We start from the raw sequence: 14,010 nt of genomic DNA, 5'->3' as shown, positions 1-14,010 counted from the left end.
CGGTGATTCTGGAGCCCCGGGAGCAGGCGCCCTCCGTGTGCGGGGCGTGTGCTGTTACTGAATGGGCCGTCCACGTGTTCTACGACCCGCGGACCAGCGTGCTCCACCAGGATCACATCATCGCTCACGAGTTCAGCCACCTGCTGCTCGGCCACCACGAAAGCCGCCCGGTGTCCGCGCTGGCCCCGGCCTTCATCACCAGCGTGAACCCAGCCACCGTGCAGATGATGCTGGGGCGCACCAAGTACGACGAGGCCGAGGAGCGTGACACGGAACTTCTCGCCTCGCTGCTCCAGCGCCGGATCATCGACCGCTGGCTGCGCAGCGACGAGTCCTCAGGGGATGCGGTCCAGGACCGCGTTGCACATACTTTGCTGCGCCGGCGGGAGGCACGGCAGTGAAGGATCTCCTCCACCCGATCAGCCTCGTGACCGCCGCTCTCGGCTTCTTGTGCCTCATGCGAGATGTCCCGACGCGCCGCCGAGACCCCGCCTCTACCGCACTCGTCGCTGTCTTCCTACTGTCAGGACTGTCGTTCCTGTTCTCCATCACGCCGATGTGGGAGTACTTCGACCGCGAGCTCGGCACCGTCAACCTCTCCGTGCCGCTCGCGCAGGGATGCGTGATCGCGCTGCTGGCCTGCCAGCAGGTGGTCCTCACCTACTGGGGATCACCACCAGAAGTCGCCCGCCGGCGAAGTCGGCGATGGCTCGGGGCCGGCCTCGCGGTGATCGCCGGGCTGCTGGTGCTGTTCGCCCTGCTGACGCCCAACGCACCTCACCCGAACGACTTCACGTTGTACTACGCGCACGACGACTGGTACGCCGCATACCTCACCCTCTACGTCACGGCCTACACAATCGGAGAGCTGTTCCTCGCCCGCGCATGCTGGAGCCTGGCCCGCCGCAGTACCCGCGGGTCCGTCCGCTTCGGGCTGCGAGTTGTTGCCCTCGGCGCCACAGTCACACTCGGATACAGCGCGGTCCGCATCAGCAACGTCATCGCCGGTGCCTTCGACGCATCCCTCACCGCCTGGGAAAGCTTTGCCTGGACATGCGGTGACGTCGGCGCCATGCTCACGCTCATCGGCTGGCTCGTGCCCACCATCAGCGACCAGGCCCAGAGCCTCCAGTACCGCGTCAAGCAGTACCGCAGCTACTACAAGCTGCGCCCCCTATGGCTTGCCTTCTACAGCGAGGCCCCCGAGATCGCATTGCCGATCGACCGAGTTGATCCAGCCCAGCGTCGTCGTTTCCGCGGCATCGCGATCAAGCTCTACCGTCGCGCAGTCGAAATCCGCGACGGCCGATTCGTGATCCGCCAGTACCTGGATGCCGAGGTCCGCCAGACCAGCGCAGCCCACCACCGAGCCCGAGGTCTGCACGGCCAAGACTTGTTGGCCGCCGTCACGGCTGACCAGATCCTTGCCGGAATCGCCGCACGAGCCGACGGCTCCCGCCCGGCGCCCGAGCAACTCACCGAGTTCGCCGATGCCGAACGCCAGACCAGCCGGCCTATGGACGACATCGACGCTCTCCTGGACGTCGCCAGTCACCTGCCCCGCCAGCCCGTACGAGCCCCACACCTGGAGCGAGTCTCCGCATGACGACTGACCTCTCCCGCCAGCCCGCCCATGTCCAGCTCGAGGCGCTGCACCGTCGAGAGATCTCCAGCCGTGAGCTGCTCGACCTCCACCTCGATCGGATCGATGCCAGCCGGGTCAACGCCGTGATCACCCGTGACGACCACGTGGCTCGCGCCGCCGCGCACGCAGCTGACGAGCGCCGAGCCCGTGACGAGAGCAGTGGGACCCTCGACGGCCTTCCCCTCACAATCAAGGACAGCTTTGAGACGGAGGGCCTTCGCACCACCTGCGGTGCCGAGCACCTGGCGAATCATGTCCCCGGGCGCGACGCCGACGCGGTCGCTCGGCTCCGCCATCAAGGGGCCGTGATCATGGGCAAGACCAACACGCCCGCGTACTGCCAGGACTTGCACACCGACAACGGCCTGTTCGGGCCGACGCTCAACCCGTACGACCCCAAGCGCACCGTCGGCGGCTCCTCCGGCGGCCCCGCTGCGGCCGTCGCCGCCCACCTCACCCCCGCCGACCTCGGCAGCGACCTTGCCGGCTCACTTCGGCTTCCGGCGCACTACTGCGGGGTCTACGGCCTGCGGCCCACGCTCGGGCTCATCCCGGCCCGTGGCCACATCCCCCGCCCGCCGGGGTGGATGACCAGCAGCGACATGGTCACGCCCGGGCCCTTGGCACGCCACCCCCGTGACCTCGACCTACTGCTTCACGCATTGATGACTCCGTCGACCGCCGAGAACAACCCCTGGCTCGTCAGGCTGCCCGCGGCGCGCAGTAGCGTTCGCCAACTCCGCGTGGCGGTATGGGCCGAGGACGCGCGCTGCCCCGTTGACCGTGCGACTGCCGATGCTCTCGCCACGGTCGAGCAAGCACTGGCCGCCGCCGGCACCAAGGTCCGCCCTACCACGGGGCCCGCCAGCTTCGCCGACTCCCTTCGACTGTTCGAGCAGCTCCTCCACGCCACCGCAACGGCCGCCACGGACGAAGAATCCGGCGCGGCCGAACTCGATGCGGCGCGCCAGCTGCGAGGTGATGACGCGAGCCCACGGGCTACCTTTCTCCGCCACCGGACGCAGACACACCGCGCCTGGCTCCGTGCCGACGAGCAGCGCGTCCGGCTACGGGAGACCTGGGAGCGGTTCTTCGCCGACGCCGAGCACGATGTCCTCATCACCCCGGCCGCCCCCACCCCGGCGATCCCGGCCGGTGCCCGCTCTCTCGTGGTAGATGGCATCGAGCGGAGCTTCTTCGACCAGACCGGTTGGGCCAACCTCACCAGCCACGTCGGCCTGCCCAGCCTGGTCGTACCTGTTGCGCGAAACGTGGATGGGCTCCCGATCGGTGTGCAGCTCGTGGGACCGGCGTACTCGGACCGGACCTTGCTTGCAATGGCCGAAGACCTGGCATCGCTTCTCGGAGAGACGGCTCCGTAGTCGTGCATCAGCGGGGGAGTAAACCAGGAACCCCACGCAACGGTGCTTTCGACCGAGTACTGCTTGCCCTGGCGGACGAGTTGACGCCGTTGGTGGGGACGCCGGAGGCGTGCCGATCCGAGGGAGGCCCGCCCAGCAGGGCGGCAGGCATCCACAGATCTCGGCACTGTGACACCGCGACTGCGCCCCGGTGGTATGCCCTGGCGCACTGTGGCGGCACTACCACTTCTATGGTGTCCCGGTTCTGGGAGGGACGTGGAGCGTTGCGTCGATCGTGTTACGGGTTCTGCCTACCGCCCTTGTCTACCTTCAGCCAGGGATTCTCGCTCCGTGCGAGGGCGCGGTCGAGGTACTCCCTCTTCACCGCGGTGGAGCCCGGCTTCCACCGGCCCTGCCGAGTGGGGTCGCCCCCGGCGTCGGCGATTGCCTGCGCTCCACCGCGGCGGAGGCCGTGGGCCGTGATCTCCTGCCAGTGGGGCAGGTTGGCTGAGTATGCGCAGCTGCGGACCCAGTCGTTGATGGCGTCGCCGGAGACGTGGTCGCCGCGGACGGTAGCGGTGGAGCGGTTCTGTAGGGCGCCGTAGGCGGTGAGCGCGCGGAAGAATGCGCTGTCGCGGGCACCGAGCCGGTGGAGCGTGCTGAACCACTCCCGGGTCGCGTGGACGGGGTTGATCAGGGGGTCGTCGTCCCAGATGGGGACGAACGTCTCGTCTCCCTTGGAATCCTGGTCGGTCTTGGAAGTGGCGATCCACAGAGCGACGCCCTCTGCCTCCACATCGACGTCGGCCTGCAGCAGGTCGGCGAGTTCGATGCGCCTGTTCAGAGCACCGCGGCCGAGGATGAGCGCGCACCGGTTGCGGATGCCGATGGGATGGTGCTGGTCACAGGCGGCGACCATAGCGCGGAACATGTCGTCGGTGATGGCCGGCGCCTTGGTCACCCGGTTCCGTCTGCCCCACGCCTTGCGGTACTCGTTGAGCAGGCCGCGCGCCACTTTCGTCCCAGGCCGGGCGTCCTCCGGCTGCCACGTACGAACGGCGGACATGTGGGTGCCGATGGTATTCGGCCGGTACTCGCGGGCGATCATGCTGGCGACATACTCGACGAAAGTGGCCGTCGTGCATGGTCGCGCCACGCGGCCCATCTCGTTGCACCAACGCTCGAAGATGCCGCGCTGGCTCCTGTAGTTCTTGCCGGTGTTCGCTGGCGCCGACTCCTGGTCGATCCGGCGGGCGGTCTCCTCCGAGACGTAGAAGTCGCGCGCGGTGTACGTCGGCCGTTTGGTGATGGTGAGTTCGCCAGGCCGGAGGACGGTGTGCCGGTCAACCAGCGGTCCTGTCTGGGCGGTCGGCTCGGCGATAGCCGGCCTTAACTCGCTCTCGTCGACCAGTTCTGCGTCGACTACTTCCACCAGCTCGTCACCCACGGGCGCGCCCCTCAGTAGCCGCAGACTGGTCGGAGTCGTGTGCCGTACCGGGCAGCTTCACCAGCAGCCTCGTATAAGGGAAATTATACGGGGGTGATGGCGGATGCGGCGCGTGAGGGACCGTCAATCGGAACGCTAGCTACCGTTGTTGGCTGTTCCGTTGGCCCCCCGGTCGGGAGGATGCCGCCCATCTCACCCTCGAAGAAGTCCCGATGCTCGCGGCTCTCGTGCAGCGGCGGAAGTCCGGTGGCCGCGCTTCCGTGCCAGACCGCTTCCACCATGTGCTCGGCCGCCTCGTACCATCCCTCGTCGCCGCCTGTCCGGACGGCGGATGCGGCGGCCACAGCGCGCGCGGCCTGGCGAGCGGCGATGGCGAACGGTGTGTCGGGGCCGGTGAGGCTGGCCGCCGTCTCGTAGGTGAACGGGGCACGCCCCCGGGACCTGACGACGTCCGAGCAGTACAGCGGATCGTCGTGGAAGACGTCGAGGGCGGCGCGGGCGAGGGCCCGGCCATCCGGCATGGCGCCGGCCCTCGCCAGGGCGAGGAACGCACAGTGGTACACCTCCGCCGACGTGTCGAAGGAGTACATCTCGAACCCTGCCCGGCTCAGGACCGCCTCGAAGGCGTCCATACACACCCGACTCACACGCTTGACCCTGGCGTGGGCGATGTCGTAGAAGGCGCTCTCAATCTGCTCCACCGCTTCGAGCCAGGCCGCAGACTCGGCACTCACGACCGCGATGTTCAGGAGGTTGTCGGCGGTGTCGACCAGGCCCGCCGCGCGCAGCTCGCGGGCGAGGACGATCCAGTCCTCGTTCTCGCCCGGCTGGTACATCTTGATGCAGTCGGTGTAGGCGAGGCCGGTGGCTGCCTGAATCTGGCGGGCCAGCTTGGCGGCGAAGGGCTGCTTCTTCGGCATCGTCGTCTCGTATCCGACGGGCTCTGCCCACGCCCTGCCCGTCCCGCTACTCGATGCACTCGATGATCTACGGGTTGCGCGGGCCTGAGACCTTCACCCGGGATCGTCTGCTGCGTGGGAAGCCGACGACGGGAGGCATTGCGCGCCTTGCCGTTCGGGAGCGTAGCAGCTGCTCCCGTGGTTTGTACGGAACCTCAGCCCTCATTGACGAAGCACTGCGAGCACGGGGAGACCGTACCTCGGGGCACCGACAGCGCCGCTCCTGCCACGCCCCGCAGGCACAGCCCGACATCTTCAGGACTTCGCGGCCCGGTGCTCGGCCCATGCCTGCGCAGCGCGTTGCATCGGCCTCGCCCAGTCGTCCGGGCTCTGGTGCGCGATCGAGTCCCACAGGCGGCGCTGAACGATGGCGAGGACGTCGAGGCCGGCGGGCGGGGTGAGTTCCCATGCGGGGTGTGCGGCGGCTTCGCTCTCGGCCTGGGCGGGGGTGTGGCCGAAGGCGATGAGCCACAGCAGCCATAGCGCCGGGTCGATCCATGCGGCTCCGAGGGACGCCCATGCCCAGTCGACGAGTTGGGCGCCGTTGCTCGTCACAAGGACGTTGTGCGGGTTCCACTCCGTGTGCAGCAGGCTGTTCCCGGCGAACCAGGACAGGTCGGCCGGGTCATCGACATACGTCCTGAGCCGGTGCGGCATCGTCTTTAGTTCGACGCCCGGAGCCGGTACGTCGGCGAGGCGCGCCATGGTGGCGATGACCGCCGGGAGTACTGGTGAGCCGGGCGTGAAGTCGGCGTACTGGCCGGGGACGTACTCGAAGCCGAGGAGGCTCCACCCGTCCTCTTCCATGTGCCAGTGCAGTTCGGGGGCGACGTCCCGTACGTATGGGTTGACGTCCGCCTCGCGTCGCTGTGTCCAGACCCGGGGGTGGTCGAGCGGCAGGCCCTTGACGAACAGGGTGTGCTCGGTCGTGCGGACGCGGGCGGCGATGGCGCTGTTCAGGCCGGCGTTCACGGTCCCGACGTCGGCAACCGGACCGCTGGCCTTCTCGATCAGGCGCAGTACTGCGTCGGGGAGTTCGGTCAGACGCGGGGTGGGCATGGGGTCCTCCATGGGGAACGGTGCTGGGGCCGCGCGCGGAGGCGCGGCCCCAGCTGGGTGCTTCGGTTCAGTTGTACGGGTTGTCGTCGCCGCAGCCGGGGGTGGTGCCCGCGGTCAGCGCCTCGACGTCGGTGACCAGGACGACCTCGTCCGGGTTCTCGACGACGGGCTCTGGCTTGGGCGTGATCTTGACCATGACGGCCTTCATTGCGCTTACCTCATTCCGTGTTGGCAGTAGTTGACCAGTGGTGCCTTCGCCTCCTGGAAGACACGAGCCATCGGCCTGCACACCCGGCACGTGCCGGACAGCGTGCAGCCGCTGCATCCTCCGGTGCGAAGCATGAGGGACTCAGCGATGTCACCGAGTCGGGTCAGACCCTGCACGCCTTCGGCGATCAGGTCGACGTTCGGTTCGCGGCCGACCTTGCAGATCGACGCCTTCCCGAACGGGTCGGCGTGGAAGAACGTCACCCCGGCGGGGCAGCCGGTGAACGGTTCCCGGTTGGTGAGGTACTGGGGTGACTGCGAGGGCAGCGGCTCGGCGCCGCCGTGGATCGTCGGCGAGATGTTCGCGTACTCGCGGAACGGCACGCCGAACTGGCGTGCCCAGTCCCGCATCGCCTCGACCTCGTGCGCATTCTCCCGGACGATGATCAGGCTCAGGTCGATGTTCAGGCCCGCGGCGACGGCGCGGCGCAGGCCCACGCGGAACCGGTTGAACGCGCCCTTCCTCCGGGTGATCGTGTCGTACGTGTCGGCCGTCGCGCCGTACATGCTCAGCGTCAGCTTCGACGGCGGGTAGGTGCGCAGGAGGTTCAGGACGTGGTCCTTGTGCAGCCGGGACCCGTTCGACAGGACCTCGACGAGCATGCCCAGTTCGTGGGCGAGGCGGTACGCCTCGGGGAAGTGGGGGTCGATAAGGGGTTCGCCGCCGGTGATCTGCAGCCAGATGACGCCGGCGTCACGCATGACGGCCAGCAGCCGCCGCTTGCCCGGGAGGTCCAGGCCCTCGAACCGCTTCTTGCCGAGGTAGCAGATGCCGCAGTCGTAGTCGCAGCCGAGGTTGATCTCCCACGTTGTCCGGCTGACCTTGAACGGACCGGCCTGGCGGACGAGGAGGACGTCGTCGACGCTTCGGCCGGTCAGGTCGATGTGCCACTGCGCGTGTACGGCGTTGACGAGCCACTGGGGCACCGTGTTGGGGACCGTTGCCAGTGTGCGCAGTTCATTGAATTTGTCGTGTGGGAGCTGTACGGCCTTGGTGCTGCCCGGCCGCAGGATGAGGCGCCGCTCTCCGAACGGTGTCGCAATGAGCTGGTGCACGTCGCCTTCCCTTCGTGTGGGAGCTGGTTGGTTGAGTTGTGCTCTGCCCGAGGGCCAGGACCGAATCGGCAACTGGGCCACCACCGGGCAGAAACTAGGTGATGCCCACCCGTTGGCCTCCGGCCGCTGCACGCCGTGCGTCCTCCTCCGCCATCGCATGGAGCTCCTCCAGGGACACGGGGGTGATGCCGTGGAGGCTGACCACGGTGAAGTTGGCCAGCGTCCACCGGATGCGCTTGTCGCCGATGGAGACGTGCGCGAGGTCGTCCGGGTGCTTCCCAGGGGTGGGGAGCGGAGCCAGCGTGACCGGGGCGAAGACCACTCCGGCCACTCCCCAGAGCGGGGTGTACTGAACGAGCGCGGCGGCGAACGCTCGCCGGAGGTGCGGGCACGCCTCGATGGACTCAATCGCGCAGAGCGGGTGTAGAGCGGGTGCGGTGGTGGTCTCCCCCTCGACGATCGGGGCGGCTGCGCCCATCAGGTGCAGGGTCCGCTCGTCGGCGCGTGAGTCAAGAACCGACTCTCCGCACACTTGGCACAGGCTGTACCGCATCGCACGTTTCTGCCGGAGCGAATTGAGCCTGGCGAAGTCGGGCCGGCCGCGGCCCTGCCCGAGGCCGGAGCGTACCCACAGCGCCTCGTGGCGGCGGTCGGTCACCGAGTTCTCGTCCTCGTAGCCGATGCCCTCACCGCCGCGCCTGACGATCCGGACGATCTTCGGCTGCTCCACAGCCTCTGCAGTCCACTGCGCGATGTAGGGAACGTGGAGACCGTTCCAGTAGTGCTGTTTCGGCATTACAGGTCCACCTCCCCTGGCGGGAGGACCGCACGCACGGTCTTGCCGGGGCCGTCGTGGTGCAGGAACCAGGTGACCCGGGCGCCCAGACGTGCGACGTGTGACAGACCGCGTCCCCGCTCGCCTCTCGCCGCGGCTTCGAAGCCGGGGAATGAGGCGTTGAGGTCGCTCACGTCGATGATGAGATCGCCCGCCGCGTTGACGGCGGTACGCAGGAGGAGCGTCTGCGTTTCCGCGTGATCGGGCATGCCGTGGCGTACGGCGTTGTCGACCAGCCGGGCGACCACCTCGGCGGCACGGACGACGGGCCCCGCCCAGCGCAGGGCGGGAAATATGGCGCGCGTCCACCACCGTGCCGCTCTCACGGCGCTGATGTCGCCAGGCAGTTCGGTTTGGAGGGTGATGTCGATCGGCGCTGGCCGTGGGACTGGGACGAGGTCTGTCCTGACGTCGTCGACGGGCGGCTGCACGCTGCGTAGCAGCTGCGGCAGGGCACGGTAGACCATGCTGGCTTGGGTCGGCGCTCCGCCCAGCAGCTTCCGCGTCTGCTTGGCGATCTGGTCTACGTCCCAGACCTGCACGCCCAGGTCTTCGGCGTACTGCTTCAGCGTCCTGCCACGGGCCAGCGCCTGGACATAGTCGAGGACGTCAGGAGGAAGCCAACCGGCGTCCTCCGGGTTAGGGGCGTCAAGGGCTCCGTGGACGCGCGCGCGGAAGACAAGTTCGGGTTGCCGCCCCTGCGGCCGACTGCGCTCGGCACCGAGCTTCGTCGCGGCCGCGGCCCAGATCGGCCCCATGCCGGCCGCGGGAAGGACGTGCTTCTCCTCGGCGAGTTTCGCCGTGATCTCCGCGCTGCTGTGACCCAGAGCGGCCAGGGCAACCGCGCGCCGTTCCATCTGAGTCAGCGGCGTAGCGTCGTTCGGCAGCTCGGGGCGTGCAATGACAGTCACCAGCCGTCATCTCCCATCAGGTCGAGAAGCGCGAGGACGGCCAGGGCGAACCGGCGGAGATGCCCGTGTGCACCGTCTGGGCAGGGATGCTCGGCGCTCACCTGGATCAGGCACTGGACCTCATCGAGCGGGTACGGCCTGACCAGGTGCGGCACAAACTCCACGAGCGTCGTCGTTGCCTCCCGGAACCGCCTCGCGATGTCCGCGATTTCGCCCGGAGCGGGGTGCGCGTACTCGCCGAGTACGGCCTCCAAGTCGACGTACAGCTGGTCGTCGATTGCCTCATGGGCGAGGGAGCGACGCAGGCCTGCGAGGAGTACTCCCAGCGTCTTGTGATCGTTGGATGACGGTCGGCTCAGGAGCTGCGCGGCGACGTCGGCCGTCACGGCGACCATCACGATCCCTCTTGGGGGGCCGGCAGGAGGCACCATACGGTCGTGCCGTCGTCGCTGACGCCCCACTTCCCGTCGTTCTCCTGCACCAGGCCCTCAACGATCGCGAGGCCCCGACCCGACTGGTCGTTGTTGTTAGCCGACTTGGGCCGAACGCTGCCCTCCTGGCCGTCGTCGACCTCGATGCGGAGGAAGTCGTCCTGGCGGGTCACCGTAAGCCTGATCTCCGTGGTGCCGCTGTGGAGGACCGCGTTCGTCAGCAGTTCGGAGACGATCGTCAGCGCATCAACCATCAGCGCATCGAGGCCGAAGTATCTGAGCCGTGCTGCAGTGACTCGCCGCATGATTCCCACGCAGCGTGCGTCTTCTGCACGGGGCGGGGCGTCAGCGCAACGGGGGGCGATTCTGAAGCGCTCGTTCACCACGTCCCCGTCGCGGCGGAGGGCCGCGCGAGGCGTCCGTAAGGCTGTCGTCGCTCCGGTAACTCTCGGGGGCATGGGGGAACTCCCTGGTTCATGAATGTGCACGTCCGGGCACTCTCAGCGATGCTGTTACGAGCGTTGCAATGGCGCGCAGACGGCTCTACCCCCAGACCGGCCTCGGGGTTTCGGAGCAAAATTGACGGGGGTCCTCGGCTCTACCTCGGACTTACCTCGGATCTGCTAAGTAGCGTCTACACGGGGCAAGTTGATGTGGACGGCGCACTAACGTCATGGCAGTGACGTGGTAGGCAGATGGATTGGGGAGGCACCTGTGTTGTTCTTCCGGCACGCCCTCGAAGGACGCGGTATCAGGACTCCTGAGGACTTCCTTCCGCACTACAGGGGGGCGGCCGAGCGGCTCGGCTTGGAGAACGTGGATCCGGCACCGAAGACCATCGAGGGATGGATCTACGAAGGGCGGAAACCGCAACGGGCTTTCCGGCCGGCCATCGTGGAGATGCTGGGCTACTGCATTGATGACCTGTGGACTGAGGTACCCGAGGGCTCCACGCCGAACTTCGTTCCGCTGACCGGCGCGTCACCGACTGCACTCCGTGCCGATGCCGGCGTGGAGCTGAACGAGATGAAAAGGACGGGCGCGATGGCTGTGCAACGTGCGAAGGACTTCCTCCTGGACAAGGACCGACAGATGGTGGGTGACGACACGCTCGGCCTCCTCGATGACGAGGTGGCCCGTTTGGTCGCCGTGTACCCGCGTGAACCACTGTCGGCCATTTGGGACGACCTGCTGGAGACCCAGGACCAGGTGTTCCGTCTCCTCGACGGCCACAGGGTCCGACCATCACAGCTGCGCGACCTGAACTTCAAGGCCGCCGTGCTGTCCTTCCTCGTGGCCAAGGGCTTCAACGACATGGAAGTCCCGCAGCACGCGATGACGATGACGCGGGTCGCCGCGTCCTGTGCCAAGGACGCTGAGCACCCCGGTCTCATCGCACTCACCGACGGCCTGAAGTCGCTGATCGCCTACTGGGCGGACCGGCCGGGCGACGCCTACCACTACGCGAGCCAAGGAGCCGAGGCCGCCGCTGGGCTTCGCGGCACCGTCGGACTGTGGTTGCTCGGCCTCCAGGCGCGTGCCGCGGCAATACTGGGCGACGAGGAGACGGTGCGCGCTGCCAACCAGAAGGCCGCCGACCGGCGAGAGCGAGTCCTTCCGGATGACCTGGACCAGCTCGGTGGCCTGTTCACCTACGCCCCCGAGAAGCAGCTCTACTACTCGGTGGAAGCGGAGGCGCTTCTCGGCCACGGTGATGAGCGGCTCGCCGCGCAGGCAGAACAAGCCGTGCAAGGTTTCAGCGACCCCAGGTCCCCGAACTGGGCGTTCGGTGACCTCGCAGGTTCTCAATGCGACCTTGCCCTGATTCGTCTGTTCGGCGGGGACGTGGACGGCGCCGCTGAAGCCATCCGCCCAGTCCTGGACCTGCCGGTCACCCACAGGAACAACGGCATCGTCGTATCAGCGCTCCGCGTGCGCCAGGCGCTGATGAGTAGCTCCGCGCGCACTGCCCTGGTAGGCCAAGACCTCCGCGCCGAGATCGAAGCCTTCCCAGCGAGTCGGCCGGCGCTGCCCCGCGGGTAGAGTCCGAGCCATGTACCCGGTCAAGCGGTCCAGCTCGCGCCTGGAGCTGCGTGAGCTCACCATTGTGGACGTCGACGCAGTGCTCGCCATCTACGGCAGCCCCGAGGCGACAGAGCATTTGTCGTTCGAGCCGCGAACTCGAGAGCAGGTCGGCGAGATCGTTGCCCGGTCCGTCGCCTCGGCCGTGGCCAAGCCCCGCAGCGAGTACGCGCTCGCCGTCGTCGAACGGGACACGAACGGACTGATCGGGTTCGGCAGACTTGCCATGGATCCCCATCAGCCGCGCGGAGCCACGTTCGGCTTCGCGCTGCGCCCGAACGCCTGGGGTGTCGGCTACGGCCTTGAGACCGTCCGCCTTCTCCTCGGGCTTGGGTTCGAGGAGCTCGACCTGCACCGCATCTGGGGGGCGCGCTCTCCACGCAACGAAGCCTCGGCGAAGACGATGACGGCGGCGGGCATGGTCGAGGAAGGCATCATCCGCGGCCACATCAAGAAGGCCGGCCAATGGCGTGACTCGGTCGTCCACGCAATGCTTGAGGACGAGTGGAGAGCGTTGTGTCGGAGAACTCCAGCCGCCGGCGACGGTTTTGCTGGCGGTCCCAATTAGCTCTGCGGGTACGGCACGCTCCAGTTCGATGTCGTAATCGAAGCACTGTTGGGCGGATACCCTCACGCACCCCGACCTGCGCACCGTAGTGCCGCGCTCGAAGGCCAGGTTGAACCCGGGCTGGTTGCCGTGCCGGGTCCGCGGCGGCCAGCCTGTTGCTGACCTACCTTAGCAGTCAGGAATGGGTCATTCTTGGCGCCTCTGAGACGGCCAACACGACCTGCGGGAAGTCGTCCTCTCGACTCGTGACTGAGGGCGCCGGTATGTCTGGCCCGATGGGAAGATCCGGCCCGAGAACTGGGGCGCAGCCAGATTCGTATTTTCCGGCGTACGCCGAGCGCTGCGCTGGGATCGGTCCGCGACTGGCAGCAGGACTACCGGAAGGCAAGTAGTCACGCGATTCCGGCAGGTACCGCCTCCCACAGGTGCGTTGTTGGCTTGGTGTGGGTCGACGTGCCCGCCGCTGCGAGCGATGTCCGTCACCCACTAACCGGCCATACGTGATCTGCGCCCATCCGAGACGGGGCGATCTGGCGTACTGGGCAGGCGCGATCGGACGTCTCGCTTAGATTCTGTTACGAGTTGAGCAACCTGTGCGGGATGCCAACTTCACTACCCAGGACCTTCGTTTTCTGAGATTCTGTTTGGCCTCTTCTCGGCCCCGACATTCGCCCACGGCAGACAGGGAATCTTCCCACAGGACTGGAATCCGCGTAGGGGCCATGTCAACCTACAACATCCCGGGAAAACAAAGTTCAGCGAGAGGTCAGTGGAAGGTGGACTCTTGGTGCAAGTGACGGACGACGTATCCCTCGACCTCCGGCTTCCGGCGTGCCTGTGCTTCTTCGACTGGCAGCGGTCCGTGATGTCTACCCGTGTCAGGGCGCAACATAGACCACGATCGCCGGTTAGCCAAACCGGTGATTGTGACGACCATTGAAGGCGGTCGCAGCAGGCAGCGTTTGGCGGCAGTCGTCTCGCACGCAGTTGGGGTGACACAACACGTAGGGAGTTATTGCAGGTCGCCTGCGGATCTGGTGTGTGCTGTGGTCGAGGAGTGTGTGGCGTAGGCCGTCGCATGGATCCACCACCACGCGCCCCATGCGCAAATCCTGCTGCCATCGCCTACTCAGAAAGGATTTTGAATGCCACAGGGCGGAAGCTATCGACTTCTGACTCCGGCGGAGGTCGCAGAGTGGTTGCAGGTGAGCGAGATGACGATCAAAAACAAGTACAGGGCCTGGGGGATCAGGCCCCAGAAGGTAGGAAGGTTGCTGCGGTTCCGGGAGCGAGACGTCGTCGCGTACTTGGAGTCCAAGTATGGCTAAGCCCTGCACGTAGTTCCGACTGAGAAGGGAAAAATTTGGCTCGGGTCTTCCAAAAATGCAA

At 67.1% G+C, this 14,010-nt stretch carries 15 protein-coding genes; 6 read left to right on the top strand and 9 right to left on the bottom strand.

The genetic code is table 11. The features are described 5' to 3' along the window. Nucleotides 1-74: 74 nt before the first annotated feature. Genes ACFPQ9_RS33890 through ACFPQ9_RS33880 form a run of 3 tightly spaced genes read left to right on the top strand, consistent with a single transcriptional unit; the run spans nt 75 to nt 3,027 of the window. Entirely contained in the window at nt 75-401 is a 327-nt protein-coding gene (locus tag ACFPQ9_RS33890; RefSeq protein WP_380862053.1) for a secondary metabolite protein, read from the top strand. Further along, nucleotides 398-1,606, top strand: coding sequence for an MAB_1171c family putative transporter (locus tag ACFPQ9_RS33885; RefSeq protein WP_380862051.1), 1,209 nt, complete (start codon nt 398-400; stop codon nt 1,604-1,606). The genes ACFPQ9_RS33890 and ACFPQ9_RS33885 overlap by 4 nt, the downstream gene beginning before the upstream one ends. Beyond that, the gene (locus ACFPQ9_RS33880; protein WP_380862049.1) at nt 1,603-3,027 is read left to right on the top strand and encodes an amidase family protein; all 1,425 of its coding nucleotides are present in this window, start codon (nt 1,603-1,605) and stop codon (nt 3,025-3,027) included. Before ACFPQ9_RS33885 ends, ACFPQ9_RS33880 begins: the two co-directional genes overlap by 4 nt. Before the next feature lie 277 nt (nt 3,028-3,304). On the opposite strand, the gene ACFPQ9_RS33875 is transcribed toward ACFPQ9_RS33880, so the two are convergent. The 9 genes from ACFPQ9_RS33875 to ACFPQ9_RS33835 all read right to left on the bottom strand — a co-directional run bounded on the left by ACFPQ9_RS33875 (nt 3,305) and on the right by ACFPQ9_RS33835 (nt 10,225). Next, nucleotides 3,305-4,453, bottom strand: coding sequence for a site-specific integrase (locus ACFPQ9_RS33875; protein ID WP_380862047.1), 1,149 nt, complete (start codon nt 4,451-4,453; stop codon nt 3,305-3,307). Between the two features lie 83 nt (nt 4,454-4,536). Next, entirely contained in the window at nt 4,537-5,373 is an 837-nt protein-coding gene (locus tag ACFPQ9_RS33870) for a hypothetical protein (protein WP_380862045.1), read from the bottom strand. 294 nt (nt 5,374-5,667) lie between these two features. Then, nucleotides 5,668-6,471 (bottom strand): protein kinase family protein, encoded by an 804-nt coding sequence (locus tag ACFPQ9_RS33865; RefSeq protein WP_380862043.1) that lies wholly within the window; start codon nt 6,469-6,471, stop codon nt 5,668-5,670. A 67-nt stretch (nt 6,472-6,538) separates the two neighbouring features. Beyond that, nucleotides 6,539-6,667 carry a hypothetical protein gene (locus ACFPQ9_RS33860; RefSeq protein ID WP_380862041.1) on the bottom strand — a complete coding sequence of 43 codons (129 nt, stop codon included), beginning with the start codon at nt 6,665-6,667 and terminating at the stop codon, nt 6,539-6,541. Nucleotides 6,668-6,684: 17 nt separating this feature from the next. After that, nucleotides 6,685-7,794, bottom strand: a complete 1,110-nt coding sequence (locus tag ACFPQ9_RS33855; protein WP_380862039.1) for a radical SAM protein — start codon at nt 7,792-7,794, stop codon at nt 6,685-6,687. A gap of 94 nt (nt 7,795-7,888) precedes the next feature. After that, nucleotides 7,889-8,590 carry a hypothetical protein gene (locus ACFPQ9_RS33850; RefSeq protein ID WP_380862037.1) on the bottom strand — a complete coding sequence of 234 codons (702 nt, stop codon included), beginning with the start codon at nt 8,588-8,590 and terminating at the stop codon, nt 7,889-7,891. Further along, nucleotides 8,590-9,540: an ATP-binding protein gene (locus ACFPQ9_RS33845; protein ID WP_380862035.1), complete on the bottom strand. Its 951-nt coding sequence runs from the start codon at nt 9,538-9,540 to the stop codon at nt 8,590-8,592. Before ACFPQ9_RS33845 ends, ACFPQ9_RS33850 begins: the two co-directional genes overlap by 1 nt. Next, nucleotides 9,537-9,935 (bottom strand): DUF6415 family natural product biosynthesis protein, encoded by a 399-nt coding sequence (locus tag ACFPQ9_RS33840; RefSeq protein ID WP_380862033.1) that lies wholly within the window; start codon nt 9,933-9,935, stop codon nt 9,537-9,539. Before ACFPQ9_RS33840 ends, ACFPQ9_RS33845 begins: the two co-directional genes overlap by 4 nt. After that, nucleotides 9,935-10,225: an ATP-binding protein gene (locus ACFPQ9_RS33835; RefSeq protein WP_380862031.1), complete on the bottom strand. Its 291-nt coding sequence runs from the start codon at nt 10,223-10,225 to the stop codon at nt 9,935-9,937. The genes ACFPQ9_RS33840 and ACFPQ9_RS33835 overlap by 1 nt, the downstream gene beginning before the upstream one ends. 460 nt (nt 10,226-10,685) lie before the next feature. Between ACFPQ9_RS33835 and ACFPQ9_RS33830 the strand changes: the two genes are divergently transcribed. From ACFPQ9_RS33830 to ACFPQ9_RS33820, 3 genes are all read left to right on the top strand, one after another. Then, nucleotides 10,686-12,014: a hypothetical protein gene (locus tag ACFPQ9_RS33830; protein ID WP_380862029.1), complete on the top strand. Its 1,329-nt coding sequence runs from the start codon at nt 10,686-10,688 to the stop codon at nt 12,012-12,014. Between the two features lie 10 nt (nt 12,015-12,024). Beyond that, nucleotides 12,025-12,621, top strand: coding sequence for a GNAT family N-acetyltransferase (locus ACFPQ9_RS33825; protein WP_380862027.1), 597 nt, complete (start codon nt 12,025-12,027; stop codon nt 12,619-12,621). A gap of 1,145 nt (nt 12,622-13,766) precedes the next feature. After that, nucleotides 13,767-13,949, top strand: a complete 183-nt coding sequence (locus tag ACFPQ9_RS33820) for a helix-turn-helix domain-containing protein (RefSeq protein WP_037891253.1) — start codon at nt 13,767-13,769, stop codon at nt 13,947-13,949. Nucleotides 13,950-14,010: the final 61 nt, after the last annotated feature.

The organism is Streptomyces coerulescens (assembly GCF_042657965.1).
GTDB classification, from domain to species: domain Bacteria; phylum Actinomycetota; class Actinomycetes; order Streptomycetales; family Streptomycetaceae; genus Streptomyces; species Streptomyces coerulescens.
The sequence above is the reverse complement of the archived record's forward strand: the minus strand, read 5'-3'. Positions and strand labels throughout refer to the sequence as shown.